At 65.2% G+C, this 21,863-nt stretch carries 19 protein-coding genes; 9 read left to right on the top strand and 10 right to left on the bottom strand.

All coding sequences use genetic code 11. The features are described 5' to 3' along the window. Nucleotides 1–2: 2 nt before the first annotated feature. Nucleotides 3–779 (top strand): DUF4397 domain-containing protein, encoded by a 777-nt coding sequence (locus tag GEMMAAP_RS16525; RefSeq protein ID WP_053333610.1) that lies wholly within the window; start codon nucleotides 3–5, stop codon nucleotides 777–779. A gap of 153 nt (nucleotides 780–932) precedes the next feature. On the opposite strand, the gene rocD is transcribed toward GEMMAAP_RS16525, so the two are convergent. Further along, a complete protein-coding gene (gene rocD, locus GEMMAAP_RS16520) occupies nucleotides 933–2,150 on the bottom strand; it encodes an ornithine--oxo-acid transaminase (protein WP_026848321.1) in 1,218 nt (405 codons plus the stop codon). 9 nt (nucleotides 2,151–2,159) lie between these two features. Continuing rightward, on the bottom strand, nucleotides 2,160–3,095 hold the full coding sequence (gene rocF / locus GEMMAAP_RS16515; RefSeq protein ID WP_238588154.1) for an arginase: 936 nt from the start codon (nucleotides 3,093–3,095) through the stop codon (nucleotides 2,160–2,162). 134 nt (nucleotides 3,096–3,229) lie between these two features. On the opposite strand from rocF, the gene GEMMAAP_RS16510 reads away from it, so the two are divergent. Both GEMMAAP_RS16510 and GEMMAAP_RS16505 read left to right on the top strand, forming a co-directional pair. Further along, nucleotides 3,230–3,649 carry an Lrp/AsnC family transcriptional regulator gene (locus GEMMAAP_RS16510; protein WP_026848323.1) on the top strand — a complete coding sequence of 140 codons (420 nt, stop codon included), beginning with the start codon at nucleotides 3,230–3,232 and terminating at the stop codon, nucleotides 3,647–3,649. 230 nt (nucleotides 3,650–3,879) lie between these two features. After that, complete coding sequence (locus tag GEMMAAP_RS16505; RefSeq protein WP_026848324.1) at nucleotides 3,880–5,040, top strand: glycosyltransferase family 9 protein; 1,161 nt, start codon at nucleotides 3,880–3,882, stop codon at nucleotides 5,038–5,040. Here GEMMAAP_RS16505 and GEMMAAP_RS16500 read toward each other — a convergent pair. Next, a complete protein-coding gene (locus tag GEMMAAP_RS16500) occupies nucleotides 5,015–6,061 on the bottom strand; it encodes a dienelactone hydrolase family protein (protein ID WP_158514903.1) in 1,047 nt (348 codons plus the stop codon). The two genes, GEMMAAP_RS16505 and GEMMAAP_RS16500, sit on opposite strands and share 26 nt — an antisense overlap. A 199-nt stretch (nucleotides 6,062–6,260) precedes the next feature. Next, the gene (locus GEMMAAP_RS16495) at nucleotides 6,261–7,301 is read right to left on the bottom strand and encodes a class 1 fructose-bisphosphatase (RefSeq protein ID WP_053333611.1); all 1,041 of its coding nucleotides are present in this window, start codon (nucleotides 7,299–7,301) and stop codon (nucleotides 6,261–6,263) included. 45 nt (nucleotides 7,302–7,346) lie between these two features. Between GEMMAAP_RS16495 and GEMMAAP_RS16490 the strand changes: the two genes are divergently transcribed. Then, a complete protein-coding gene (locus GEMMAAP_RS16490; protein WP_026848326.1) occupies nucleotides 7,347–9,548 on the top strand; it encodes a tetratricopeptide repeat protein in 2,202 nt (733 codons plus the stop codon). Between the two features lie 128 nt (nucleotides 9,549–9,676). Then, nucleotides 9,677–10,264 carry a hypothetical protein gene (locus GEMMAAP_RS16485; protein WP_145979195.1) on the top strand — a complete coding sequence of 196 codons (588 nt, stop codon included), beginning with the start codon at nucleotides 9,677–9,679 and terminating at the stop codon, nucleotides 10,262–10,264. Between the two features lie 8 nt (nucleotides 10,265–10,272). Here GEMMAAP_RS16485 and GEMMAAP_RS16480 read toward each other — a convergent pair whose 3' ends face one another. Then, complete coding sequence (locus GEMMAAP_RS16480) at nucleotides 10,273–12,204, bottom strand: propionyl-CoA synthetase (RefSeq protein ID WP_026848328.1); 1,932 nt, start codon at nucleotides 12,202–12,204, stop codon at nucleotides 10,273–10,275. Nucleotides 12,205–12,438: 234 nt separating this feature from the next. Here GEMMAAP_RS16480 and GEMMAAP_RS16475 point away from each other — a divergent pair, with 234 nt between their 5' ends. Continuing rightward, nucleotides 12,439–12,927 carry a hypothetical protein gene (locus tag GEMMAAP_RS16475; protein ID WP_145979194.1) on the top strand — a complete coding sequence of 163 codons (489 nt, stop codon included), beginning with the start codon at nucleotides 12,439–12,441 and terminating at the stop codon, nucleotides 12,925–12,927. Here GEMMAAP_RS16475 and GEMMAAP_RS16470 read toward each other — a convergent pair. From GEMMAAP_RS16470 to GEMMAAP_RS16455, 4 genes are read right to left on the bottom strand one after another with little or no spacing between them, the layout of a single operon-like run. After that, nucleotides 12,913–14,598 (bottom strand): dihydroxy-acid dehydratase, encoded by a 1,686-nt coding sequence (locus tag GEMMAAP_RS16470; protein WP_026848330.1) that lies wholly within the window; start codon nucleotides 14,596–14,598, stop codon nucleotides 12,913–12,915. The two genes, GEMMAAP_RS16475 and GEMMAAP_RS16470, sit on opposite strands and share 15 nt — an antisense overlap. After that, nucleotides 14,595–15,509, bottom strand: a complete 915-nt coding sequence (locus GEMMAAP_RS16465; protein WP_053333612.1) for an NAD(P)-dependent oxidoreductase — start codon at nucleotides 15,507–15,509, stop codon at nucleotides 14,595–14,597. The genes GEMMAAP_RS16470 and GEMMAAP_RS16465 overlap by 4 nt, the downstream gene beginning before the upstream one ends. Before the next feature lie 13 nt (nucleotides 15,510–15,522). Then, nucleotides 15,523–16,299 (bottom strand): SDR family NAD(P)-dependent oxidoreductase, encoded by a 777-nt coding sequence (locus GEMMAAP_RS16460; protein ID WP_026848332.1) that lies wholly within the window; start codon nucleotides 16,297–16,299, stop codon nucleotides 15,523–15,525. After that, nucleotides 16,296–17,954, bottom strand: a complete 1,659-nt coding sequence (locus GEMMAAP_RS16455) for a serine hydrolase domain-containing protein (protein ID WP_053333613.1) — start codon at nucleotides 17,952–17,954, stop codon at nucleotides 16,296–16,298. Before GEMMAAP_RS16455 ends, GEMMAAP_RS16460 begins: the two co-directional genes overlap by 4 nt. Nucleotides 17,955–18,204: 250 nt before the next feature. Here GEMMAAP_RS16455 and GEMMAAP_RS16450 point away from each other — a divergent pair, with 250 nt between their 5' ends. Then, nucleotides 18,205–18,447, top strand: a complete 243-nt coding sequence (locus GEMMAAP_RS16450) for an FmdB family zinc ribbon protein (protein WP_026848333.1) — start codon at nucleotides 18,205–18,207, stop codon at nucleotides 18,445–18,447. A 14-nt stretch (nucleotides 18,448–18,461) separates the two neighbouring features. Continuing rightward, on the top strand, nucleotides 18,462–19,067 hold the full coding sequence (locus GEMMAAP_RS16445) for an EVE domain-containing protein (RefSeq protein WP_238588153.1): 606 nt from the start codon (nucleotides 18,462–18,464) through the stop codon (nucleotides 19,065–19,067). A 27-nt stretch (nucleotides 19,068–19,094) separates the two neighbouring features. On the opposite strand, the gene GEMMAAP_RS16440 is transcribed toward GEMMAAP_RS16445, so the two are convergent. Continuing rightward, nucleotides 19,095–20,162: an NADH:flavin oxidoreductase/NADH oxidase gene (locus GEMMAAP_RS16440; protein WP_026848335.1), complete on the bottom strand. Its 1,068-nt coding sequence runs from the start codon at nucleotides 20,160–20,162 to the stop codon at nucleotides 19,095–19,097. A 110-nt stretch (nucleotides 20,163–20,272) separates the two neighbouring features. On the opposite strand from GEMMAAP_RS16440, the gene GEMMAAP_RS16435 reads away from it, so the two are divergent. Beyond that, the gene (locus tag GEMMAAP_RS16435) at nucleotides 20,273–21,850 is read left to right on the top strand and encodes a Na+/H+ antiporter (RefSeq protein ID WP_026848336.1); all 1,578 of its coding nucleotides are present in this window, start codon (nucleotides 20,273–20,275) and stop codon (nucleotides 21,848–21,850) included. Nucleotides 21,851–21,863 lie beyond the last annotated feature (13 nt).

Below are 21,863 nucleotides of genomic sequence, written 5' to 3'. Positions count from 1 at the left end.
CGATGAAGACCATCCGATCTTTTGCGATGCTGCTCGGCTTCGTCGCCCTTGCGGGATGTGACAAGAACGCCGTGCAGATCGACAGCATTACCGAGCCCACGACCGGTGCCCGGGTGAAGTTCTTCAACTTCGGCATCAATGCGCCGCCGGTGAACTTTTACAACGGCACCACCAAGGTCACGGCCATTTCCTCCACGACCACCGCCGAGGCGACCACGGGGGTAGCCTACGGCGCCGTGGCGGCGGGCAACCTGTACGTGGACCTGCCGGCCGGCGCGGCCAGCTTCTCCGGACGAATCTCCGCTACGGTAGACAAGGACCTGCCCATCTCCACCATCGCCGGTACGCTGGAGGCCGGTAAGGCCTACTCGGTGTATTTGAGCGGGTTCTACAACACCACCACGAAGCAGGTGGAAGGCTTTGTGGTGGAAGATGCCTTCCCCACGGCGTTCGATTACACCAGTGCCTTGGTGCGCTTCGTCAACGCGAGCCCCAACTCACAGCCCATGCAGCTGTCCGCGCGCAGCTCTACGGCCACAGCCGATGTCACGGTGGGTGCGTCGGTAGCCTACAAGGCCGGCGGAGCATTCGTGGCACTGCCAGCAGGCGCGTACGATTTGTTCGCCCGTACCGCCGGGGCAACGACGAACGCCATTTCCCGCACCGGCGTGTCATTCATTGCGGGTCGCGTCTACACGATTACGGCGCGTGGTGATATGACGGTCACGTCAACCACGGCCACCAACCGCCCGTTCCTGGATAACTCTGTGAATCGGTAAGTGTTTGGCCGGCCAGGCTTCGGCGCCTGGCTGAGTGGGTATGAACAGCTCTCACGGAGACACGGAGGGACGGAGGTCACGGGGCAAGCAGCGACGGCATGTGCTGTTCTCCGTGACCTCCGTCCCTCCGAGACCTCCGGGAGAGCTTTTCTGTTAACGGTCTTGTTCGTCGAACACCGCCCGCAGCTGCTCCACCGCCCACACCAGATCGTCGTGCGCCACCACCAGCGGTGGTGACAGGCGTATCACCGTGCTGTGCGTCTCCTTGCACAAGACGCCGCGTGTCTGCAGCGCTTCACAGTAGGGGCGCGCCGCTTCGTGCAGTTCAATGGCACACATGAGTCCTCGCCCACGCACCGCCTTGATGGCCGGATGACGCAGCGTTCGCAGCTGCTCCAGCAACCACGCCCCTTCGGTAGCACTGCGTTCCACCAGCGCCTCGTCGTGCAACACGCGCATGGCCTCTCGCGCCACCGCGCAGCCGAGTGGATTGCCACCAAACGTGCTGCCATGTGACCCCGGGCCGAATACCTCCAGCACCTCGCGCCGCGACACCACGGCCGACACGGGATAGAAGCCGCCGCTGAGCGCCTTGCCAAGGATATAGACGTCGGGGGTAACGCCCTCGTGATCGCAGGCGAAGAGCGTGCCCGTGCGCCCGAGTCCCGTCTGGATTTCGTCTGCCATGAGCAGCACCTGCTGCTCGGCGCACAGTGCGGAGAGTGCCGGCAGAAAGCCATCGGGCGGCATGAGCACGCCCGCTTCGCATTGAATGGGCTCAATGAGCACCGCGCAGGTATTGGCGTTCATCGCGCGTCGTACCGCGTCCAGATCACCAAACGGAACCAGCACGAACCCCGGCGCGAACGGCCCGAACTGCGCCCGATAGGCCGGCTCACTGGAGAACCCCACAATGGTGGTCGTGCGCCCGTGGAAGTTGTTCTCGAAGGCAATGATTTGCGCCTGGCCGTCGGGAATGCCCTTGGTGCGATACCCCCAGCGACGGGCGGCCTTGATGGCGGTTTCCACCGCTTCCGCGCCGGTGTTCATGGGGAGCACCATCTCCATGCCACACAACTGTGCCAGGTCCTCGCAGAACCCGCCCAGCTGATCGTTGCGGAAGGCACGCGAGGTGAGCGTCACACGCGATGCCTGTTCAACGAGCGTGCGCAACAGCCGCGGATGGCAGTGCCCCTGATTCACCGCGCTGTAGGCGCTGAGACAATCGAGGTAGCGATTCCCTTCCACATCGGTGACCCACGCCCCCTTGGCCTCGGCAATCACAAGGTCCAGCGGGTGATAGTTGTGCGCGCCCCACGCGTCCTCGCGTGCAATGAAATCCGTGGTGGGAGACATCGTAGCGGTGGCCATGAGGAGATCCTAGAGAATGTGTCGCCCGAAGGCGCTGGCAATGAGTTCCGCCGCGAGTTCTGCCGTCGCGTTGCGGGAGTCGAGAATCGGGTTGATCTCCACGAGATCCATCGCCACCAGGGCGCCGGTGTCGTGAATGATTTCCATGGCGAGATGCGCCTCGCGCAGTGTGGCGCCGCCGCGCACCGGCGTTCCCACACCGGGGGCTTCCTGCGGATCAATCCAGTCGGCGTCGCAGGAGAGGTGCACCCCACCGGTGCCGGTGGTGGCGATGCGTACGGCGTCGTTCATCACGGCGCGCAGCCCGCGCTCATCGATGTCGCGCATGGTGAAGGCCGTGATTTTGAGCTCGCGTATGAATGCCTTTTCGGCGTCGTCAAGATCGCGCAGCCCCACGTAGACCAGATGCTCGGGCAGCACTGCCGGCGAAGCGGCACTGAGACCGGCCAGCGGTGCATGGCCATAGCCCAGCAGGTGCGCCACCGGCATGCCGTGCACGTTGCCACTGAGGCTCGTGACCGGTGTGTTGATGTCGGCGTGGGCGTCGAGCCAGATGAGTCCCGTGCGCTGGCCGCGCTCGTGCAGTGCCGTGGCCGTGCCCGCGACGGAGCCGGCGGCCAGCGAGTGATCGCCCCCCAAGACCAGCGGGCGCACGCCACTGCGAACGGCGGCGGCCGTTCGCTGGGCCAGGTTTGCGCAGACGCCGGTAATGGCGTCGAGAAAGGCGGTGGGGCTGTCGTCCAGCGCGCTTCGGTCGGGCACGGTCACATTGCCCGTGTCCTGGACCACGATGCCCAAACGCTCCAACTGCCGCACGAGGCTGGAGACCCGCATCGCCGAGGGGCCCATGTCGACGCCGCGGCGACTGGCGCCAAGGTCGAGGGGTACCCCAATGAGCTGGACCGTGCCTGAGTGCGGCGGTCGACTAAGGGCTGAAGTCATCATGAACACAGAATGCCGCGTTTCCTGTGCCAGCAACAAGACAGAAAAATGCACAAATATTGCAATCAGTCGTACAAACTGCTCATCTTTGCTGAACAGTTTGTAAGGTCATCTCTGCAGTTTCAATAAAGACGCCAATGGACACCCTCGACACCCAGCTCATTTCGCTGCTTCGCGCCAACGCCCGCATACCGATTTCCACTCTCGCCACGCAGCTCAAAGTGTCGCGCGGGACGGTGCAGAACCGCATCGACAAGCTGCTTGAGGAGCGCATCCTGCTGGGGTTCACCGTGCGCACCACGCCGGAAGCAGCGTCCCATCGCATTCGGGCCATCACGATGGTGCGCACGGAAGGAGACGCCGATCAGGTGCTGCGCACGTTGCGCGGCTACCCCGAGGTGCGCGCCCTGCACACCACCAACGGGCGCTGGGACATTGTCGCCGAACTCGCAACGGACACCCTGCAGGAGTTCGACGAAGTCCTCCGGCAGATCGGCAAGGTGCGCGGTGTCGCCAATACCGAAACCAGTCTGCTGCTGTCGACGCACAAGCTCTAAGTCGGTTGCGGCGGTGGCCGCACCTTAGCGGGACGACGCGCGCGAGCCCGGTTCCTCATCAGCAGTCGCCCCACGTGCCTCCGGATTGTTATTGTGCCAGTGGGTGTTGCATTTAGAAAAACGACGTTAAGTTAAATGAATGTTGTGCCATTTCTGCGAAAATCCCAGTGTCCTTCGCAGGGAAGGAATAGATGGTCTCCAACGACCCTCAGTGACTGCGCAGGCTGAATATGTCCGCTGACCAACGGGTGGGCCGACGACTGGAGCTCTGGTGGCGGCGGCGCATGGTGCGCCTCTTCGCCGCGCTGTTGCGCGGTCGCGATCGGCTGCGAACGCGGTATCCAGCTACGCCACGTCGTCCCGGGCCGCAACGTGTCCTGTTTCTGCGCCCCGATCGCATCGGCGACATGATCGTCTCCACGGGCGTCCTGCGTGCCATTGGCAGTGCCCCCGGCGTGGTGCTGGACGTCCTGGCGTCACCTGCCAATGCGCCGGTGCTGGCGCACGAACCGCAAGTGCGCGAGGTGCTGGTGCTCGACCGCTCACGGTGGTCGCACGTGTGGCGCATCGTGAGGGAGATGCGGGCGAAAGATTACGACGTTGTCGTGGATTGCATGCCCACGGCACCCTCGGTGACCACGCTGATGCTCATGCTGGCTTCGGGCGCGCGTCGCCGTGTGGGCACGTCGGGGCGGGGGATCGACGAGATCTTTTCCCCGGCCACGCCCTCGCTGCCGCTCGAGGCGCACATCGTTGATCATCTGGCGCTGTTCGTGGCACCATTTCGTACCGATGCCGCGCTGCGGGATCCCCGCCCCGTTCTGGTGCTGCGGGATGACGAGAGTGCCCAGGCCGAGAGCGTGTGGAACGCCGCCCGCGAGTCCGCCGCGACGACCGAGTCACGGCTTCGGTTGCTTGTGAATATCTCGGCCGGCAAAACGTCGCGCCGGTGGCCACTCGCCTCCTACGCCGCCGTCATTAACTCCGCGCGCACGGTGACCCCCGACCTGCAACTCTGCATCATGTCGGCGCCGCACGATCGGGCGTTGGGAGAGTCTCTCGCGGCAACCACGCAGGGGCGGTACGTCGCCACACACTCCCTGCGTGACGCGTTCGCGGTCGTGTCGCGCGCCAACGTGCTGTTTACTCCCGACACCAGTGTGGCGCACGCCGCGGCAGCCTTTGGAGTCCCCACTGTAGACATGTTGCTCACCGGGAAAGCCTCCCAGTGGGGATTGTACCGTGCGCCTGGCGTCAATCTGGAAAGCCCTGATGACTCCCTGCAGTCTCTCCCCGCATCCGAAGCCGGTGCGGCGTTGCAGCAGGTCCTCACCGAAGTGATGCTGCAGCAACGCCGCGCTAACGTTACTTCACACCCAACCGCTGCTTGAGAAAGGCAATCGTGCGCGGCCAGCCGTCCTGTGTCGCGGCGAGGTTTGCGGCTTCTTCTGCTGCATTGCGGTTCTCGGCGCGCGGATCATTCTGCGCCCGCAGGAAGCCGTGCACCGCCCCCTCATAGTTCACGCCCGTGTACGTCTTGCCCTTCGCCTTCATTACCGAGTCGATCGCGGGCATCAGAGCGGCAATGCGTGCGTCCGCTGTCCCGTTCAGCATCAACATGGGCTGAGAGATCTTTCCCAGGGAATCGGCGTCAACCGATGCCGGGACGGCCGACGTCGTGGCGGTCGCCGGCGTACCGCCCTTGGTATACGGGGCACCGTAATATGCCACGCCGCCGGCAAATCCCTTGAGGCCACCGTTCACGCCGTGCGCCCATGTCGTGGTGCCACCCCAGCAGTACCCGATCACCGCATACTTCTGTTGCGCGCTGGGCAGCATCATCGCGTAATTGGCCGCCGCCTTGATGATCGTGTTCCGTTCTCCGGTGTTCACGCCGGCGATGAGACCACGTGCCGTGGCGGCCGGCATTTCCACCGTGCTCGGTCCACCGCGAACGCGCGACAAAAAGTCCGGCGCTACCGCAATGAATCCGTCGGCAGCCACCTGATCGGCCACACCACGCACCCAGGTGGAGAGCCCGAAGATCTCGTGGACGACGACCACCACCGGCGCCTTTTGCCGCGCATTCTTGCTGAACGGGTACACCACCCACGCCATGAGGGAATCGGCAGAGCCGGGCTCGTACGCGATCTTCACCCACTCGGCGTGGCGCGGGCTGTTCTTCAGCCGCTCTGCCGCGCCGTTGTTGCTGGCGGGCAACGTGGGATTCTGCTGTGCCACTGTCATCGTGGCCGTGGGGGCCACCATGTCCGCGCTACTCATGTGGGCCACATGCTCATCGGCGCTCATCCCTGCACCTGTGGAGGCGAGCTGCGAAGAACGGGAGAATCCCGGCGTGGAGGGCGCCGAGCGCTGCAGGGTGCAGGCGCCGGCCAGTATCAGCGTAGCCACGCTGAGAGTCGATACACGAAGCATGAAGACCTCATAGGTAAGAAAAGACCCCGGCAATGTAACGTTGCCGAAGTCTGTTCACCGTTCAGGCGGGGATTCTCCTGCTGACGCCGCCGAGTCCCACCAGACGATAGTCAGCAGATGCTTGCCCAGGCATGATGCGCATTACGGTCGGCATCCCACTACGGTTGTCGCGAGCTTACGTTGCGTATCCGACCCCATCCCGGTGATAGCGCTCAATGCGGGCCACCTCGTCACGGGCGCCAAAGACGAACGCCCGGCGCTCGTGGAGCGACTCGGGGGCCACCGGGAGTACCCGGGCGTGTCCGTCACTGGCCCAGCCCCCCGCCTGCTCAATAAGCATGGCCATGGGGTGAATTTCGTACAACAGGCGCAACCGGCCGTTCTGATACCCCTCCCGCGCGTCCTGCGGATACAGAAAGACCCCACCCCGCATGAGGATGCGGTGTGCTTCGGCCACCAGCGACGCGATCCATCGCATGTTGAAATTCACCCCCCGGACCCCGGCGGCACCGTCCAGGCATTCCCGCACATAGCGCGATACGGCCGGCTCCCAGTGACGCTGGTTGGAGGCATTGATGGCAAACTCCTGCGTGGCCGGCGGGATGGAAATGTGCGGATGTGACAGCACCCACTCTCCCAGCTGCGGGTCGAGTGTAAAGGCATGGGTGCCTTGGCCGACGGTCAGCACCAGCATGGCCGCCGGGCCGTAGAGTGCGTAGCCCGCGCACACCTGGGTTGTGCCAGCCAGGAGGAAGTCCTCCGCGACGGGATCCTCCACCCCACGGGGGGCGCGGCGTACGGAAAAGATGCTGCCCACGCTCATGTTCACGTCGATGTTCGATGAGCCATCGAGCGGATCAAAGCACAGCAGATACTTCCCGCGAGGATAGGCGGAGGGGATGGGGTAGGGGGCATCGAGCTCTTCCGAGACCATGCCCGCCAGGTGGCCACCCCATTCGCACGCCTGCAGAAAGAGGTCATTGCTCGCCACATCCAACGCTTGCTGGATGTCGCCTTGCCCGTTGAGTGTCTCCACGAAGCCGGCCGGCTGCGCCAGGGCGCCGCGCGCCACCTGCACCGCGATGGCTTTGCAGGCGAGGGCAATGTCCGTCACCAATCCGTCAAAGTCGCCAGTGGCGTCCGGAACCTGGCGATGAGACTCAATCAGAAACTGGGCCAGCGTTGGGCGGCCCCCGGTGGGCGAGGTGCGTTGCATCCCGAACAATTGTCGGAGGGGTGTCTCCAACGCTACTGTTGGCAGATGACCTCTCCCCTTGTGCCGTTCCGCGCGGTCGTGGCATTGCTCGCGCTCACGGCGGCAGTCAGCGGTGCCGCGTGTGATCGCCCCGCGCCGCCGCGCACGGTCCGCTCTGCGCCGGACAGTGTGGAGGCCCAATTCCGCAACCTGGCGAATGCCGTGGAGTACGTGGGGGACTCCTCCTGCGTGGGGTGCCACGCAGCGGCGGCGGCATCGTTCGCGCAGCATAGCATGGCCAAGTCCTTCCACCCGTGGGCCGCCGACGGGCGCGTGGAACAGGCCATGGTCGAGGCGCTGCGCAATGCCCCCAGCGGCTATGCCTACAAAGTGGTGGACAGCGCCGGGGCGCTCTGGCAGGTGGAGACACGCCCCGGTGATGCGGCTGCGCCCACCCATGAATTGCGTCGGCGTATCGATTACGTCATAGGGAGCGGGCGGCTGGCGCGCACCTACCTCACCGAAGAGAACGGACGGTTGTTTCAGCTGCCGCTCACCTGGTATGCCAACCACGGGTGGGATTTCAGTCCCGGCTACGAAATCAACAATGCCCGTTTTTCGCGGGTGATCCCCGACCGCTGTATCGCCTGTCACGCCAGCTACCCTACGCCGGCCGCACATCTCGAAGGCAAATATCCGGTAGTGCGCCCCGGTATCGGTTGTGAGCGCTGTCATGGGCCCGGTGCGCTGCATGTTGCCACGCGCCGGTCGTCCGGGCGTGACAGCACCGCTCTTGCGGCCATTCCACGTGCGTACGACGCCACCATCGTCAATCCGGCGCGCCTGCCATTGGATCGCCGGATGGATGTGTGCGAACAATGCCACGTGCATACCTCGGTGGCGGTGCTGCGCGAACAGCGCACGGCGTTTGACTTCACGCCTGCCCGGCAGCTCGAAGCGCAATACGCGTACTTCAAGAATGGTGGCGACATCGATCTGGTCTCGCACGCCGACCGCCTCAAGCAGAGCGCGTGCTTCCGGGCTGCCGTTCAGAGCGAAAAACCGCTGGAATGTGCCACCTGCCACAATCCACACGCAGCGCCACCCACCAGGGCCACGCGCAATCAGCCCTGCCTCTCCTGTCACACGGGGAGTGCGCTCACGGCGCGCTTCACCACAGCCAGCGTCAAGCGTACTCACGCGCCGGCAGCGGACTGTGTTGGCTGTCACATGCCGGTAGTGAAGGAGCGCACGGTCCCGCATGGCACGTTCAGTGATCACTGGATTCGTGTGCCCGGGCGCGATACCCCATCTGCCACCTCCGTGGCGGGACCCATTGATCCCTATTTCGCGCGCGACCGCACGGGACCCGAGGGAGCACTCTACACGGCCATGGGGAAGGTCGTCTTTGCGTCGCTGGCCAACGACGGCAAGGTCTTCGACGAGGCTGCCACGGAACTCGCCCCATTGCTGGCGGGCGATGATGCACACCCGCAGGCGCATTTTCTGCTCGGTGTCGCCCATCAGATGCGCGGTCGGCAAAAGGAAGCCGCCGAGGCACTGGAAAAGGCCGTGCGTCTTGGTGACGATCGCCCCGATGTGTTGCGGGCGTTGGCGCAGGCGCGCTTGCGGCTTGGCGATCACTCGGCGGCCCGCACGCTGTACGAGCGCGCGCTGGCCATGCAGCCGGCGCTTGCCTGGATGCGCGCCGAATACGCCGATGTGCTGCAGTGGGATGGCGAACTTGCAGACGCCACACGCGAGTATGCGGCCGCACTGGCCGAGCAGCCCAGTCTTCCTGCCGCGTCATTCAACCTAGGGCTGGCGTTACTGGCGCAGCAGCAGGTGGCTACCGCCTCCACGGCCCTGCTCAAGGCCGTGGCACTGGAACCGGCCTACGCCACCGCGCTGGATGCGCTGTTGCAGGTCGAGGGGAGTGACACGCGAGTCCGACAGCTGACGCGGGTACCGTCTCCGCTGCCCATGGTGCGCAGCGCCGCACGCGGGCCTGCGGCGTTTGGCATTCGGGCCGGGACGTCAGCGACGGTGCAATTCACCAATACGCCGCCCAACGGATTTGTGCTGGTGTTCGCTCCCGATGGCACCTTGCTGCTGGCGGTGCCGACCAACAGCGGGGGGACCGTTGAATGGGATGCACGCGGAGGTGACGGACGCGTCCTCGGGCCGGGGCTCTATCGTGCTGAGGTGCAGGCGCGCGGCATGACGGCACCATTGCCCTCGGCATGGTTCGGATTCCTGCGCAAGTAGAGGGACACGCGCTGGCGTAGGGTGCCGTTGTACGGTTGGTGTCACTGGGGTGAGTGCGCGCGCCACGACGGGTCGCTGCGCCTCGCCGTACCCCGTCCCGCTGCCCTGTCGCAGCAGGAGAGATCCTCGTGACGTCCATATCCGTACGCACCATGATTGGCCTGGTGGTTGGGGCAAGCACCACCACTGCTGCCACGGTTCACGCCCAGATTGCCAACGTACAGCGCAGCGCGGTGGCCGACATTTCGCGGCTCACCTTCGGCTATCTGTGCGACGACACGTTCGTGTTGCGCAACGATGGCGAGAAGCCCGTCGAAGCCTCGCTCGGTGTGACCAAGAGTGGCGAGCAGACGCCCATGTCGCTGGCGGCGCACGAACAGGTGCAATTCACCTCCACCTCCAAGGAGGACGTGGAGCTCTGGATTGATGGCAAGCTGGTCGCCAAAGCCGAGAAGGAGAAACGCGCGTGCAAGGATGTGCAGGGCAACGCCTCGGTGGCGGTGGCTCCACTCGAAGTGAGCGCTGATGCGGACAAGGGGCGCCGGACGTACGCGAATTATCCGTACTTCGACCCGTGGTTTTACGGCGCCTTTGCGCCGTGGGGTATGTGGGGCGGCGGGTTCGGCAGCTTTGGATATCGCCCGTTCTACAGCGGCTTTGTCGGCGTGCCGATTGTCGTGGGCGGTCGCAGCGGTGGCGGTGGGCGGCGGCGCTGAACGATGGACTACTCGCCACCAATCTGAATGATCGGCGCGCGAGCCAGTCCAAGCTGTTGCAGGGCCGTCGTGATTTCACTCAGCGTGGTCGGGTCGTCGATGGTGGCGGGCACCGACCACGCGTCACCATCGGCAATCGCGCGCATCGTTTTGCGGAGCACTTTGCCGGAGCGGGTCTTGGGCAGGCGTGCCACAATCGCCACCTGACGGAAATTGGCCACCGGCCCAACCTGTTCGCGCACGCGCTGCACCAATTCGGCCTGCAACGAGGCGGCGTCGCGCTGCACACCGGCCTTGAGGACCACCAGCCCCACCGGCAACTGTGTCTTGAGCGCGTCCTTCACGCCAATGACCGCGCACTCGGCCACATCGGGATGTCCGGAGAGCGCCTGCTCCATGGACCCGGTGGACAGATTGTGCCCTGCGACGATGATGATGTCATCGACGCGCCCCATGATGAACAGGTATCCGTCTTCATCGATGTAGCCACCATCACCGGTGAGGTAGTAGCCGGGATAGCGGGAGAGATACGTCTCCACGAATCGGGCGTCGTTGCGCCAGAGCGTGGGCAACGTTCCTGGTGGCAGTGGCAGCTTGATGACGACGGCCCCTTCCTTGTTGGGCGGCACCTCATGACCGTCGTCGTCGAGAATCTGCACCGTATACCCCGGCACCGGTTTGGTGGGCGATCCTGGCTTCACGGGGAACGCCGTGAGCCCCAGGCAATTGGCCGCCACCGGCCAGCCGGTTTCCGTTTGCCACCAATGGTCCACCACGGGCTTCTGCAGCAGCGCCCGCGCCCAGTGATAGGTATCCGGGTCGAGCCGTTCACCGGCCAGAAAGAGCGCGCGAAAGCGTGAGAGATCGTAACGGGTAAAGAACGTGCCTTGTGGATCTTCACGCTTGATGGCGCGAAAGGCGGTCGGCGCCGTGAACAATACGCGCACGTCATGCTGTTCAATGACGCGCCAGAATTCACCGGCATCGGGGGTGCCCACCGGTTTGCCTTCGTGTACGACCGTGGTGCAGCCATACAGCAAGGGGGCATACACAATGTACGAATGGCCTACCGCCCAGCCAAAGTCGCTGGCCGCCCAGAACACTTCACCAGGCTGCATGCCATACACGTGTTGCATGCTCCAGTGCAGGGCCACGGCGTGTCCGCCGTGATCGCGCACGACCCCTTTGGGTTGACCGGTGGTACCACTGGTGTACAGCACATACAAGGGGTCGGTGGCGAGCACCGGGACACACGGCACCGGCTGCGCATTGCGCATGACCTGGGCCCAGTCGTGGTCCCGCCCCGGCGTGAGTTCGCAGCGATGTACGTCGCGCTGCAACACGACGACATGCGCCGGCTGGTGGGTCGCCAGCCGCAGTGCGTCGTCGAGCAACGGCTTGTACGGCACCATGCGCTGCACTTCAATGCCACAACTCGCCGTGAGGATGACTTTGGGTTCGGCGTCATCAATGCGAACGGCAAGCTCGTGCGGCGCAAATCCGCCAAACACTACGGAATGCACGGCGCCAATGCGCGCACAGGCGTACATGCCAATGAGTGTTTCCGGCGTCATGGGCATGTAGATCACCACCCGGTCGCCACGTTGTACGCCCAGTGACTGCAAGACTCCGGCAAAGCGAGCGACTTCGTCCAGCAACTCTGCGTACGAGATGGTGCGGATGGTGTTGGTGACCGGGCTGTCGTAAATGACCGCCGCCTGTGCTCCGCGCCCGTTCGCCACATGCCGATCGATGGCGTTATGGCAGGTATTCAGCTGGCCGCCGGTGAACCAGCGGAAGAGCGGCGCCTTGGTGTCGTCGAGCACACGCTCCCACGGCACATCCCAATGCAGGGCCCGGGCGGCCTCGCCCCAGAACTGTTCCGGATTGTCGCGGGCGGCCAGATAGGCCTCCGTATAAGCATCGCGTGGGTCGGTCATGGGCTGAACATTCGGTGCCGTGCCGTGCTTGTCGAGGGGAAATGCCTGACGGGCTGGTTGGGTTGAAAAAGCTCTCACGGAGATCACAGAGGGACGGAGGTCATGGAGCCGACCCTGCATGCTGATTGTTATGCTTTCTCCGCGCCCTCCGTCCCTCCGTGGCCTCCGTGAGAGCTGTTCAGGGAATTGCAGCACGGCCTTGGCGGAGCTGCGGCTTCTACCCAGAATTCAGGCATGCTTCTCACTGTCCTGCTCCTGACATTACCACTCCAGCCACCGCAGCCCCTCTGCACGGCGGCGGCCGCGTTTCTTTCAACCGACCGGAAGATGTCGGCCATTGTCGAAGCCGACACCATAGACGATTGGCGCACCCGGAAAAAAGTGGTGGGGTGCAAGATCACGGCAGCGGGCGGCACCACGCGCGGGCTGCAGGCCGAAGCGGTGGGCTTTTACGAGCGCATCCGGGCCGTGGGGTGGGTACGTACGCCCGACCCGCGCGATGCGCCCAACGAAGGGTCGTTGCGTTTTCGGCAGGGCGCGGCGGATTGCCTGTTCAATGTGTACGGCAACGCCATGCTCATGACGGAGGCGGAAGATCAGGCCAGCACCGCACGTGCCCTCGCCGCCGGTGAGCAGCGGTATCACGTGTACGTAATGTGCCTGCCAGCCATGCCTGCCGCGCCACGCGACAGTACCGCGTCGAGCCCGTCAGCCCGGCCCTGAGTGGGTCACGGCGCCCAGGTGGGCCGCACCCACCTGCGCCCGGTATTTCTCCAGCAAACCACCTCGCACCGGTGACGGACGCGGCGGCAGCACTGCCAACCGTTCCGCCAGCTCCGAGTCGCTCAGTTCCACACTGATGCGCCGCGCCGTGGGGCGCGCGTCGATATCGATCACGTCACCGTCGCGCAGCAGGGCAATGGGCCCGCGGTCGGCGGCCTCGGGGCCGGCGTGGCCAATGCACAGCCCACGCGTGGCGCCGCTGAAGCGACCGTCGGTGAGCAACGCCACCTTGTCGCCCACCCCCTGCCCGTACAACAGCGCCGTGATCCCCAGCATTTCGCGCATCCCTGGTCCGCCGCGCGGCCCTTCGTTCCGAATGACGAGCACCTCTCCTGCCGCATAGGCCCGTTGCGTCACCGCCACCTGCGCCGCTTCCTCACTCTCAAAGACTCGCGCCGGTCCACGATGCACCAAGGTGGCCAGCCCCGCGGTTTTCAGCAGTGCGCCATCTGGACAGAGATTGCCGGTGAGCACCGTCACGCCCCCGTCGGGGGAACGTGCGGCGCTCACCGGCACCACCACCCGCCCGTCCGGCGCCGGCGCCGCTGCCAACTCCTCGGCCAGCGTGCGCCCCGTAAACGTGAGCGTCTCGCCGTGCAATGCGCCGGCCTCCAGCAGCACTTTCATCACGACACCGGCGCCGCCCACGTGGTGCAGATCGCGCGCCAGGTAGCGTCCGCCCGGCTGCAAGTCGGCAATGAGCGGCGTGCGCGCAAACACGGCGGCCACATCCGCCAGCGTGAAGCGAATACCTGCCTCATGTGCGAGAGCGGGCAGATGCAACGCGGCATTGGTGGAGCCGCCGGTGGCGGAGACCACGGCACAGGCATTCTCCAGCGCGGCGCGGGTGACGATATCCCGAGGCTTCGGGCCATCCTCCATGACGGCGCGCATGAGTGACGCCGCGGCGCGTCGCATGAGTGGCGCGCGCTCACTGTACACTGCCGGAACCATGCTGGAGCCAACCGGCGCCAGCCCCAGCGCCTCCGACACCATCCCCATGGTGTTCGCGGTGAACTGTCCAGCGCAGGCGCCCGCCGTTGGCAGGCAGGCGTGGGCCAGCGCCCGCAACGTGTCTTCGGTGGCGTCGCCCGCGAGCACTTTGCCAATGGTTTCGTACGTTTCGGCGACGTTGGTATCGCGTCCCTGCCAATGGCCTGGCAAGGCGGCGCCGCCATGCACAAACACGGCGGGCATATTGCACCGCAGCATCCCCATCATGAGACCGGGGAGATTCTTGTCGCAGCCGCCAATGGCGAAGATCCCATCCCATTGGTGCGCCTCCGTGCTCGCTTCCACGCTGTCGGCAATCAGTTCGCGCGACACGAGAGAGTAGCGCATGCCGGCGTGCGCCACCGAGAGCCCATCCGACACCGACACCACGGGGCACTCGTGCGGCATGCCACCGTGGGCATAGATCCCGGTCTTGGCGTGTTGCGCCTGATCCCGCAGGTTCATGTTGCACGGGCTCATTTCACCGCCCGTGTGAAACACCCCGATATGCGGACGACGAATCTCGTCGTCATCCTGTCCAAGCGCCTGCAGGAACGCGTGGGTCGTCGCGCGCAGAGTGCCTTCGTAAATCGCGCTGGAACGAAAGCGGCGCGTCACGTGCTGGGGCGCAGCAGACGAATGAGTCGCGACGCATCACCGTCCGCACCGATCGACGGGTGTTCGAGGGCGGCGCGGTATTGTTCGAGTGCCGCTCGCGTTACCGGAACGTGCGCTCCCACTTCACTGGCCAGACGTACCACTTGCTCGATGTCCTTGCGGAAGGTCCCCACCGCACCGAGTCGGGGCTGGTCCACGTTGGCGGCCATGCGCGGGCCAAAGATGCGCAATGGCAACGAGTCGGCAAACCCACCCGCCAATGCTTCGGGCAAACGGGCGGCATCTACGCCGGAGCGTTCGGCAAACGCCAGCATCTCGGCGATGACCATCAGATTGCAGGCCACAATTTGCTGGTTGCAGCTCTTGGCCAGCTGACCGGCCCCATGCCCGCCCATATGGGTGACACGCTGCGCCAGCGCTCCAAAGACCGGTGCCGCGCGCACAATGTCCTCGGCTTCCCCGCCGGCGAATACGATGAGGGCGCCGCGGCGCGCGGCCGGCACTCCACCCGATACCGGGGCATCAAGCCAGTGCGCCCCGCAGGCCTCCTCAAGAGCTCTGGCCATCTCGCGGGTGGTATCGGGGGCAATGCTCGAGAGATCTATCACCAGCGAGTCTTCGCGCAGCGTTGCGGCCATCGCGCCGCTGCCAAACATCACGTCGCGCACGGCCTGCGTATCGGTAAGGCAAAGACAGACGATATCGGTGTCTCGTGCCACCTGCGCGGCAGACTCCGCCTGGCGTGCCCCCGCTGCCACCAGCGCCGCACACTTGTCCGGCGTGCGATTCCACACCGTTACGTCCCGTCCACACTCCAGCAGGCGCTCCACCATGGGTGCGCCAATCAGTCCTGTTCCGATGAAGCCGATGCGTACCGCTTCCACCACATCGGAGCTGTGTTGCGTGTGCATGAAAACCCTGGCGTCAGCCGTTCAGGTGAAGCCCGTTGTCCATTCGGATGATTTCGCCGGTGATACCGGCCGGTCCGGCCACCAGGAACACAGTGAGTGCGGCAATGTCATCGGGTTGCAGCAACGTCTTGAGCGGCTGTGTTTCAAGGTACTTGGCTTCCACCGCCGCCAGTGCGGCCGGCTCAAGCACCCGACTCGGCAACCCCCCCGCCACATAGCCCGGTGCGACCGCGTTCACCCGAATGTGTGGCGCCAACGCGCGGGCCATGCTCAGGGTGAGCGAAATGACCGCGCCCTTGCTGGCGGCATAGGCGACACTCGACCCCACCCCGGACAGGCCGGCAATGGAGGAATAGTTCACGATGGCGCCGTTGCCGCTGCGCTCCAGCGCCCCGCGACAGGCGCGGATCATCTGAAAGGTCCCCAGCACGTTCACATCGTTGGTCCGGCCAAACTCACTCGACGGCAACGCCTCAAGGTCGGCGTGCGGAATGAATCGCGTCACACCTGCGCAATTCACCAGTCCGTCCAGGCGACCGAAGTGCCGTTCAACTTCCAACGCCACGGCGCGGCAGTTGTCGTCGTTGGTCACGTCGAGCGCAACGACCAGAGCGGCCGCACCCATCGCTTCACACTCCGCGCGCACCGCCTCGGCTTCGGCCGTTGTGGCGGCCAGTGTGGTAATGGCCACCCGCCAGTTGCTGCGCGCAAAGGCGCGGGCACACGCCGCACCAATGCCGGTCGCTGCCCCGGTGATGAGCACCACCGGGGTGTTGTCACAGTTCGTCATGGAACGCGTACCGCCACAAAGTCCCATACGCGGGACTCGCCAAAATGCATTTCCCTGATGGCGCCGCCCTTACCGCGGGTAAACCACACCGCACCACCTTTACTGTTGAACGCGTCGCGCACCGTGGGCGTGAGGGTGTCCGTGACTCCGCGGCGCGGACTGACGGTGAGCGCGCCATTCAGCACCGATACGGTAAACGTCACGCCGATTTCCTCGTTGCGATAACGCCCGACGAACGGCTGCAGCGCCGCGGCATCAGGGGTCCACTGTTCAGTCGCGCGCAGGGTCCACACCACGCTGTCGCCATCGCTGGTCACGGCGCGCAGGGTCCGCGTTTTGCCATCGGCCGACAGTCCCAGTCGCGTTTCCTGATTGCCAAGCAACACCGCGCCGTTGCGCAGCGTACGCACGGGGGTCGTGCCCATACGCAAGACGCCACCGCTGGTATCCAGGCGCGTCATGGTGTGCCAGCGACCGTCTTCGTAAGAGCCACGCCACGCCAGCAAGGTGGATTGGTTGGCGGCGACCGTGTCAGGTGCCGGCGTGCGAGTCAGCTCGGGGTGCAGCGCATCCACAATGGCGTGCGTGTACGCGGTGGCCGGAGCGCCGGCCGAATTGCACAGCACCGCGATGGAGAGATTGCCGAGCTGCGGATAGCGGGCGAGATACGTACTGTAGCCGGCGGTGGAGCCGGAGTGGCCAATCTGCGTGGTGCCGCGGTACTGGCCGACCATGAGCCCCAGCGCATAGGAAATCTCGAGCCCACTCGTGAGTTTCATCTGCCGGGTGAGGGAATCCACCACCGCGCTGCCAAGTGTCTTCTTCGTGAGATGCTCATTCCAGCGCAGCCAATCACCCACGGTGGTCCAGAGCCCGCCGGCGGCGATCACGTTGTCGCCGGGCATGTCCAGGCGCCACCCGGTGCCATTGCGGCGGTATGCCTGCGACAGGCCGGGCACGATACGCGTGAAGTCGCCACGCCATGATGTGTTCGTGAGCCCGAGCGGCGCAAAAATGCGGGCAGCGGTGAACGCTTCGAAGTCCATGCCGCTCACGCGTTCCACCAGCGTACGCGTGAGCAGGAACCCGGAGTTGGTGTACGAGTAGTGATCACCTACCGGGTAGTTGAGCGCCTGCTGGTCGGTAATGATGCGGAACGCGTCGCCTTGTGTGTGCACGCGCGTGCCGCGCGGCCACCCCTGCCACGCCACCAGATTGCTCCACTCGCGCAATCCACTGGTGTGCGTCAGCAGGTGGCGCACGGTAATGGGGCGATCGTACTGCCGCAGCTCCGGCAGGTAGCGGCGCGCGTCGTCGTCCAGCGCCAGTTTGCCGTCGGCCACCAGCAGCATCACCGCCGTGGCGGTGAACTGCTTGGCCACCGACCCCGACTCGAGGAAGGTGGACGGCGTAATGGGGCGCTCGCCGGCCAAATCGGCCATGCCGTAGCCTCGCTCCAACAGCGTGGTACCTCCCCGCGAAATACCGACGGCGCAGCCGGGGCTGTGGGTGCTGTTCCAGGCACTGAAGATCTTGTCGGTAATCGCGGTGAGCCCGGCAGCTGACGGGGCTGGCTGGGCGCCAGCATGGGAGGCGGCGCTGAGCGCGGCCATGGCCGCCAAGAGCGTGGTAGGGGCAGGGGAGAGGATGCGCATGAGCGCCAAGCTACAGCGCTGCCGCTATGGCGCTATGGCTGGCTGGCAATCCAGCCGCTGGCAAACCTCAATAACAGCCGGAATGACAACGGCATGACCTGAAGCATGACAACAGCATGAGCCAACGGGACATACCCCGGGTTTATGAGAGGTAGGCTCCGTGGCCCTCCGTCCCTCCGTGACCTCCGTGAGAGCTGTTCCTCCCAACCAGCCCATTCACCTCACTCCGTACCGACGCTACAATCCAGCTATGCCCATCTACGTCTACGAAACCCTTCCCACGACCCCAAACGTGGCCCCGGAACGGTTTGAGGTCCGCCAGTCCATGGCCGAGGCGCCGCTCACGCAGCACCCCGAGTCGGGGGTGCCCGTGCGTCGCATTCTGTCGGCCGGGTTGGTCATCGTGAACAGCCCGCAGGGCGGCGCGGCGTGCGGAACCCCCCGGGCCGTCTCCAACGGCGGGTGCGGGTCCGGAAACTGCTGCATGCACTAACGGGTTTGCTCCGCATGCCCGCCAAGAAACAGGCCAGCGCCGCCCCCAAGCCGCCGGCCAAGAAAGCTCCCACGCTGCCCGCGAAAAAAGCGCCCAAGTCGATGCCCTACGAACAGGGGGCGTGGGCGCACGTGTTTGCCCCCCGTGCTCCGGGCGAGCGTCGCTACTGGCTCATCAAGTCTGAGCCTGACGTGTTCTCGTATGATGATCTCACCCGCGCCCCAAAGCAGACCACCTGCTGGGACAGTGTACGCAACAGCAGTGCGCGCAATTTCATGCGCGACGGCATGCAGCGCGGCGACCTGGCGTTCTACTACCACTCCAACGCCGATCCGTCGGCGATTGTGGGGATCTGCGAAATTGTGCGCGAAGGCTACCCCGATCACACGGCGTGGGATGCGTCGCACGATTATTTCGACCCCAAGAGCGATCCCGACACTCCTACCTGGTTCATGGTGGATGTGAAGGCCGTGCAACCCTTCGTCACGCCGGTACCGCTGCAACAGGTCAAGGACGATCCGCAGCTGGCCAACATGGCGCTCATCAAGGTGGGGCGCCTGTCGGTGGTGCCGGTTACCGCCGAAGAATGGGCCTATGTGTGCCGGCTGGGCGGCGTCTGACCCTCCACGCCGCCCCGTGCGCGCCGCTTACGCCTTGCGGGCGCGTACGTACTGATTGGGCCACGGACCGGCCGCGCCCAACTGGTGCGCCGCCTCCAGCGGCCAGTGCGGATTGCGCAACAGTTCCCGCGCCAGCAGCACCATATCGGCCTCGCCGTCGGCCACAATGCGTTCGGCCTGATGCGCGTCGGTAATGACGCCCACGGCTGCCGTGGCAATCCCCGCCTCGTGGCGAATGCGCGAGGAAAAGGGCACCTGATAGCCGGGCCCCACTGTGATCTGCTGCTGCGTGGTCAGCCCACCGGACGACACGTCAATCAGATCGACCCCCCGCGCCGCGAGCCGTGTGCAGAGTTGCACCGACTGGTCAAGATCCCATCCGCCCTCGGCCCAGTCGGTCGCTGAGATACGCACAATTAGTGGCCATCCATCAGGCCACACGGCGCGCACCGCTTCGGCCACGTCACACAGCAGACGAATGCGATGTTCGAAGGCGCCACCGTACAAGTCGGTGCGATCGTTGGACAACGGCGACAGGAACTGGTGCAGGAGATAGCCGTGCGCCGCATGCAACTCGGCCACCTTGAAGCCGGCCGCCAGCGCCCGTCGTGCCCCCGCGACAAAGGCGTGCACCACTTCGTCGATATCCAGCGCTGACAGCGCCACCGGTTGCGGGTAATTGGGCGCAAACGCCAACGTGCTTGGTCCACGCACTGTCCAACCGCCGTCTGCAATGGCCACGGCCCCGCTGCCGTCCCAGGGACGCTTGGTGCTGGCCTTGCGGCCGGCGTGGGCCAGCTGAATACCCGCCACCGCGCCCTGCGTGTGAATGAAATCGGTGATGCGGCGCAGCGCCGGAATCTGCTCATCGCTCCAGATGCCGAGGCAGGCCGGCGAAATACGCCCCTCCGGGAGCACCCCAGTGGCTTCGGTAAAGACGAGACCGGCACCGCCCGTGGCCAACCCGCCCAGGTGTACCATATGCCAATCGTTCGCCAACCCATCCGTGGCGGAGTACTGGCACATGGGTGACACCCCGATGCGGTTCCGGAGGGTCAGGTCGCGCAGGGTGAGTGGCGTGAAGAGCACGGACATGGTGGCGGTGGTCTGGAGGTGCCACACTCGCCATTGCGGGTGTGATGCGTGAAATATGGCAGCAGCAGGTGCGAACCCGGCAACGTCGTGCGAGGTTGATCAACAGCCCTATGGAATCCCATTCGCCCATTCTGGTCGGTCTGGCCTTCGCCACGATCGTCGTGGCCCTCACGGCCTTCGGTCGGCGGTTGCCGATCCCTGCACCGGTGCTGCAGGTGCTGGCCGGCCTCGTCCTCGCCGCCATTCCCGGTGTGGCGCTCCCGGCGCTGCAGCCGGACCTGGTGTTTTTCGTCTTCCTGCCGCCCATCCTTTGGGCGGCGGCGTTCTTTACGTCGCTGCGCGAGTTCAACGCCAACCGTCGCCCCATAGGCCTTCTGGCCATCGGCCTCGTCGTGGCCACCACGGCCGGGGTGGCGTTTGCGGCGCGTGCCATGTTTCCCGGCATGCCATGGGCCGTAGCGGTGGCGCTCGGTGCCATTGTCTCGCCGCCGGATGCGGTTGCCGCCGCGGCCGTGGTGTCGCGGTTGCCGGTACCGCGCCGCGTGATCGTGATTCTCGAGGGGGAAAGCCTCGTGAACGATGCCTCGGCGCTGGTGCTGTATCGCTCGGCCGTCGCGGCGGCGGTGACTGGCGTGTTCAGTCTGGGCGAATCGATCGTACGCTTTTTCCTGGATGCCGGCGTGGGCATCCTCGTTGGCTTGGCAATTGGATGGGTGCTGGTGTGGGCGCTCAAGCGCACCCGCGATGAGCTGGCGGAAACACTGCTCACGCTCGCGGGCCCCTACGCCGCCTGGATTCTCGCCGAAGAACTGCACGTGTCGGCGGTGCTGGCCTGTGTAGCGGGTGGGCTGTATGTGCGGCAGCACTATTCGCTCGCGGTCGGGCCCCGCTCCCGCGTGCAATCGAAGGCGGTGTGGGAGCTGCTCGTCTTCGTGCTCAACGCCATGATCTTCGTGCTGCTCGGCATGCAGTTCACGGCGCTGCTCAAGGCCACGTCGTTGCACGAACTGCCCACGTTGCTGGCGCCGGGACTCATCATCAGCGTAGTGTGTGTGGTGGTGCGGCTGATTTGGGTGCCGGTTGCCACGTGGGCACCGCGTTGGCTCAGCAAGGAAATCGCGCGGACAGACCCGGTCCCACGCCCCAAGGCCGTGGCGCTGGTCGCGTGGACGAGTATGCGCGGCATTGTGTCGTTGGCCACCGCCTTCGCCTTGCCCCTCACGTTGACGGATGGCTCCCCATTTCCGTTCCGACAGGAGCTGATCTACATCACGATGAGCGTGATTCTCTTCACGCTGGTGGTGCAGGGGTGTACGCTCGCGCCCATCATCAAGCGGTTTGCCTTCGCCAAGGAAACCTTCCACGCACAGGAAGAACGCTTCGCCCGTATTGAGGCGCTTCGTCGTGCCGACGAAGAGCTCGAAGATGCCTCACGCGAAGGGTGGGCCAACGACGATGATGTGTCGTGGCTGCGCGCCGAGCTCAGGGACCGTCTGGAGAGCCATCGGGATCCCCAGCGGGCCTCTACGCGTCACGAGTTGCGCGCGCGGATGCGTCAGGCGGAACGCCGCATGCTGGTGCGGTTGCGCAATGAAGGTGCGATTTCCGACGAAGTGCTGCGGGAGCTGGAGCAGGAACTCGATCTTGATGCCATGCGCGGCGAGAGTCTCACCGCGCACGCGCATTGAGCGGACGCTGGCG

Source organism: Gemmatimonas phototrophica (genome assembly GCF_000695095.2).
In the GTDB taxonomy this organism is placed as follows: Bacteria; Gemmatimonadota; Gemmatimonadetes; order Gemmatimonadales; family Gemmatimonadaceae; genus Gemmatimonas; species Gemmatimonas phototrophica.
The sequence above is the reverse complement of the archived record's forward strand: the minus strand, read 5'-3'. Positions and strand labels throughout refer to the sequence as shown.

Coding starts and splice junctions, on each gene's coding strand:
- GEMMAAP_RS16525 (WP_053333610.1), top strand. CDS start 3: ATGAAGACCATCCGATCTTTTGCGATGCTGCTCGGCTTCGTCGCCCTT.
- rocD (WP_026848321.1), bottom strand. CDS start 2,150: ATGGCCACCGCTACGATGTCTCCCACCACGGATTTCATTGCACGCGAG.
- rocF (WP_238588154.1), bottom strand. CDS start 3,095: ATGATGACTTCAGCCCTTAGTCGACCGCCGCACTCAGGCACGGTCCAG.
- GEMMAAP_RS16510 (WP_026848323.1), top strand. CDS start 3,230: ATGGACACCCTCGACACCCAGCTCATTTCGCTGCTTCGCGCCAACGCC.
- GEMMAAP_RS16505 (WP_026848324.1), top strand. CDS start 3,880: ATGTCCGCTGACCAACGGGTGGGCCGACGACTGGAGCTCTGGTGGCGG.
- GEMMAAP_RS16495 (WP_053333611.1), bottom strand. CDS start 7,301: ATGCAACGCACCTCGCCCACCGGGGGCCGCCCAACGCTGGCCCAGTTT.
- GEMMAAP_RS16490 (WP_026848326.1), top strand. CDS start 7,347: ATGACCTCTCCCCTTGTGCCGTTCCGCGCGGTCGTGGCATTGCTCGCG.
- GEMMAAP_RS16480 (WP_026848328.1), bottom strand. CDS start 12,204: ATGACCGACCCACGCGATGCTTATACGGAGGCCTATCTGGCCGCCCGC.
- GEMMAAP_RS16475 (WP_145979194.1), top strand. CDS start 12,439: ATGCTTCTCACTGTCCTGCTCCTGACATTACCACTCCAGCCACCGCAG.
- GEMMAAP_RS16465 (WP_053333612.1), bottom strand. CDS start 15,509: ATGCACACGCAACACAGCTCCGATGTGGTGGAAGCGGTACGCATCGGC.
- GEMMAAP_RS16460 (WP_026848332.1), bottom strand. CDS start 16,299: ATGACGAACTGTGACAACACCCCGGTGGTGCTCATCACCGGGGCAGCG.
- GEMMAAP_RS16455 (WP_053333613.1), bottom strand. CDS start 17,954: ATGCGCATCCTCTCCCCTGCCCCTACCACGCTCTTGGCGGCCATGGCC.
- GEMMAAP_RS16450 (WP_026848333.1), top strand. CDS start 18,205: ATGCCCATCTACGTCTACGAAACCCTTCCCACGACCCCAAACGTGGCC.
- GEMMAAP_RS16445 (WP_238588153.1), top strand. CDS start 18,462: ATGCCCGCCAAGAAACAGGCCAGCGCCGCCCCCAAGCCGCCGGCCAAG.
- GEMMAAP_RS16440 (WP_026848335.1), bottom strand. CDS start 20,162: ATGTCCGTGCTCTTCACGCCACTCACCCTGCGCGACCTGACCCTCCGG.
- GEMMAAP_RS16435 (WP_026848336.1), top strand. CDS start 20,273: ATGGAATCCCATTCGCCCATTCTGGTCGGTCTGGCCTTCGCCACGATC.